Here is a 3,261-nt window from a genome sequence, read left to right as displayed (position 1 = left end):
CGTCCGCAGCTGATAGCCGTGGACCCGTCCCGACAGCGCCCCGCACGCCGGGCAGAACGCGGCGTCCTGCGCAGTCCGTGCCCGCACCGCGATCCGCTCGCCCTCGTCGGTCACATCCTCGATGACCAGCGGGGACAGACCCGAAAATACCGTCTGCACAAGCTCGTTGACATTCTTCACACGAATGTCAACGACCCTCACGACTCTCCGTCACCACCGAAAGTGAGACAGGGCCAACTTAACGGCTCTGTCTCCCATGCGGTGGTGACAGAACGCCATCGCTGATGTGCCTGGTCCGAGCTTCGAGGAGAGCAGTCGCAGACGCACCGTCGAGCGGGACGGACCCGGTGTCGACGGTCGCGTCACCCGTGCTGGTCTGGGAGTGTTACTGCCAGCCACGGCAACTACTTACCGTCACCACCGCATGGGAGACAGAGCCTGATTCATGACACTCCCCACCGGTCCGGGCGATGCCTGGCGGCCGGTGCGGTCGGCCCGTGCGGTCAGGTGACCTGGACGGAGCGGATGGAGTTGCCGTACCTGGTGCCGTCGATGGCGGTGGTGGCGGGTCGGTCCGGCGTGGTGGCCGCTCCGAGGGTGAGCAGCAGAGGGACGAAGTGCTCGGCGGTGGGGTGGGAGACGGCGGCGCCGGGTGCCTTGGTGCGGTAGTCGGCCACGGCGTCGACGTCACCGCGGCCGAGGGCGTCCGCGGCCCATTCGTCGAACGCCCGGGTGTGCGCCGCGGCGTTGGGTGACCGCATCGCCGCGAAGCTGTGGGTCATGAAGCCCGACCCGATGACCAGGACGCCTTCCTCGCGCAGGGAGCGCAGTTGTTGGCCGAGGGCGAACAGGAGGCGGGGATCGAGGCTGGGCATGCTGAGCTGGACGACGGGGACGTCGGCGGCGGGGTACATGGCCATCAGCGGGATGAAGGCGCCGTGGTCCAAGCCGCGGCCGGTGTGGTGCACGGTGGTCCTGCTGAGGGTGGCGGTCATGCGCCGGGCGAGGGCGCTGGCGTCGGGTGTGGGGTACTTGAGAGTGTAGTAGCGGGGGTGGAAGCCGCCGAAGTCGTAGTAGAGGGGGGTGCCGGGCGCGCTGCTGGAGAGGGCGAGCGGGGCGTCCTCCCAATGCGCGGAGACCACCACGACGGCTCGAGGCTTGGGCATGCTCTGGGCCCAGGTGAACAGGTCGTCCAGCCACCGGGGGTCGTCGAGGGTCGGTGGCGCGCCGTGGCTGACGAACAGCGCGGGCAGGGGTCCGTCGGCCTCCTCCCAGGGGCGTTGCCGACGTGCCTGCGGAAGGACCCGGGCGAGCAGGTCGTCGTAGGCACCGGCGGGCACGGCCGGGTTGAACGGGTCGCGGTTCTCGCTCATCGCCGCTCTTCCCGGTCATCGAACTCGGCCGAGGGCAGCGGGAGGGCTCGCTGGTAGGAGGGGACGGCGATGGCGGCGACGGCGACGTGCATGAGGAGCAGGGCGACGACTCCGGTCACGTCGGCTCCGGGTTGGTAGTCGCTGACGAGCATCGCCAGGTCGGGGATGAAGGACACGATCACCACGACCGGGACCAGAGTCCTGAGCAGTTTCTGGGCGCCCGCGCGGCGTCGGATGACGGCCCAGCCGCCGGCGCCGATCAGTACGCCGGCGATGGTGAAGACGATGTAGGCGCCCGGCTGGAGCGGCATGAAGTCGTCCGAGGCTCCGGCCGCCAGGGCGAGGGCTGCGATCAGGGCGTTCACCAGGCTGGCGGCCACGAGGGCAGCGAGCAGCAGGCCGGTTACCTGCAGCGGCGGGGTCCGGGGCGCGGCGGGTGAGGTCGCGGCGGTCGGGGAGGGAGTGGGCACGGTGGTCCAATCAGGGATACGGCGGACGAGGTGGGGTGGGAAGGACGGGGTCCGGGCGGGACCGGGCCCCGGGCGGGGCGGGTGCGACGGGAAGCGCTCAGAACGCGTGCGGACCCAGTCGTCCCCAGGCCGCAACTGCTGCCAGGACGAGCAGGACGGCGTTGACCGGGATCGCCTTCGTTTCCTTGCGGCGCGCGTGCACCCCGATCGCGGCGAGCATGGTGACGGCGAGCCCGACGGCGGCCCAGCCCACCAGGACCGGTGCGATGTCGAGCAGGGCGGGCAGAACCAGTCCCAGGGCGCCCAGCACCTCCACGATGCCGATCGCCTTGACCATGCCGGGCGAGAAGTCCTCGACCCAGCCCATGCCGGAGGCCGCCAACTTCTCCTTGGGCTGGACGGCCTTCATCAGGCCGGCCGCGAAGAACGCCAGGGCGAGGACGGCCGCGATGATCCACAGGATGACGTTCATCAGAACTGCTCTTCCGCTCTTTCGGTCAATGACTTGAATCTTCAAGCGAAAAGTAGACCGGATCACTTGAACGGTCAAGTGATCCGGTCGAGTTTCGTACGCGTGCCCGCCGCACCGTTGGGCTTGAAGCCTCACGTTAGGGTGACGGCATGAGCGCAGATGAGACGCGGTGGCTGGACGAAGAGGAGCACGAGGCGTGGATCGCGCTGGCCAGCACCGTGATGCGCCTCCCGGCCGCACTGGACGCCCAACTCCAGCGTGACGCGGGCATCAGCCACTTCGAGTACCAGGTCCTCGCCGGGCTCTCCATGGAGCCCACGTGGACCCTTCGGATGAGCACGCTCGCCGAGTTCGCCGACGGTTCGCTGTCCCGGCTCTCCCACACGGCCAAGCGCCTGGAGAAGGAGGGGTGGATCTACCGCACCCCGGATCCCGAGGACGGCCGCTTCACCCTGGCCGTCCTCACTGACGCCGGCTGGGACAAAGTCGTGGAGACTGCCCCCGGCCACGTCGCCGAAGTGCGCCGCCTGGTGTTCGACCCGCTCACCAGGGCTCAGCAGAAGCAGCTGCGGGAGATCGGCCGCCGCATCAACAACGCCATCGCCCCCGACGGTTTCTGCCCCGGTGCCACCAAGGGCTGATCGCCCGCCCCGCGGGCTCCTCGCGGATTGATGATCTGTAACGGTGTCGTGCGCGACTGAGGTTGGGGCGTGTTGGCCTGGCGGGTTGGCTGATAGGTGATTACCGCTCTGCGGTGCGGTCGGAGACGAGGCCGGCGATGGCCAGATGGGTCTCGGTGTAGTACTCGCGGCGGCCGAGGTACCGCTGGAGGGGCCGCCACTGCTTGTGCTCGGCATTGGCGTGCTCGACGCATATCCGCTCCGAGGACTGCTTCTTGCGGGCCGCCTCCCAGGCGGTGACCTCCGCGGCTGACGCGTCCTTGGCG

At 69.3% G+C, this 3,261-nt stretch carries 4 protein-coding genes and 2 pseudogenes; 1 reads left to right on the top strand and 5 read right to left on the bottom strand.

Annotation, left to right across the window (positions count from 1 at the left end; all coding sequences use genetic code 11):
* From DIZ27_RS44925 to DIZ27_RS44910, 4 genes and pseudogenes are all read right to left on the bottom strand, one after another.
* Positions 1-186, bottom strand: a pseudogene (locus tag DIZ27_RS44925) (ISL3 family transposase); the annotation flags it as partial.
* 317 nt (positions 187-503) lie between these two features.
* A complete protein-coding gene (locus DIZ27_RS44920; protein WP_109383980.1) occupies positions 504-1,373 on the bottom strand; it encodes a class III extradiol ring-cleavage dioxygenase in 870 nt (289 codons plus the stop codon).
* Positions 1,370-1,843 carry a DUF6069 family protein gene (locus tag DIZ27_RS44915; protein ID WP_258308939.1) on the bottom strand — a complete coding sequence of 158 codons (474 nt, stop codon included), beginning with the start codon at positions 1,841-1,843 and terminating at the stop codon, positions 1,370-1,372. The genes DIZ27_RS44920 and DIZ27_RS44915 overlap by 4 nt, the downstream gene beginning before the upstream one ends.
* A gap of 97 nt (positions 1,844-1,940) precedes the next feature.
* The gene (locus DIZ27_RS44910; RefSeq protein ID WP_109383979.1) at positions 1,941-2,315 is read right to left on the bottom strand and encodes a DoxX family protein; all 375 of its coding nucleotides are present in this window, start codon (positions 2,313-2,315) and stop codon (positions 1,941-1,943) included.
* 149 nt (positions 2,316-2,464) lie between these two features.
* On the opposite strand from DIZ27_RS44910, the gene DIZ27_RS44905 reads away from it, so the two are divergent.
* A complete protein-coding gene (locus DIZ27_RS44905) occupies positions 2,465-2,956 on the top strand; it encodes a MarR family winged helix-turn-helix transcriptional regulator (RefSeq protein WP_109383978.1) in 492 nt (163 codons plus the stop codon).
* Between the two features lie 100 nt (positions 2,957-3,056).
* Here the strand turns inward: DIZ27_RS44905 and DIZ27_RS44900 are convergent.
* Positions 3,057-3,261: pseudogene (locus tag DIZ27_RS44900) on the bottom strand (IS5/IS1182 family transposase); the annotation flags it as partial.

The organism is Streptomyces sp. NWU339, from assembly GCF_003143855.1.
Taxonomy (GTDB): Bacteria; Actinomycetota; Actinomycetes; order Streptomycetales; family Streptomycetaceae; genus Streptomyces.
The sequence above is the reverse complement of the archived record's forward strand: the minus strand, read 5'-3'. Positions and strand labels throughout refer to the sequence as shown.

Bases quoted from the DNA above. Each gene is read 5' to 3' on its own strand.
- DIZ27_RS44905 (WP_109383978.1), top strand. From the start codon at position 2,465: ATGAGCGCAGATGAGACGCGGTGGCTGGACGAAGAGGAGCACGAGGCG.
- DIZ27_RS44920 (WP_109383980.1), bottom strand. From the start codon at position 1,373: ATGAGCGAGAACCGCGACCCGTTCAACCCGGCCGTGCCCGCCGGTGCC.
- DIZ27_RS44910 (WP_109383979.1), bottom strand. From the start codon at position 2,315: ATGAACGTCATCCTGTGGATCATCGCGGCCGTCCTCGCCCTGGCGTTC.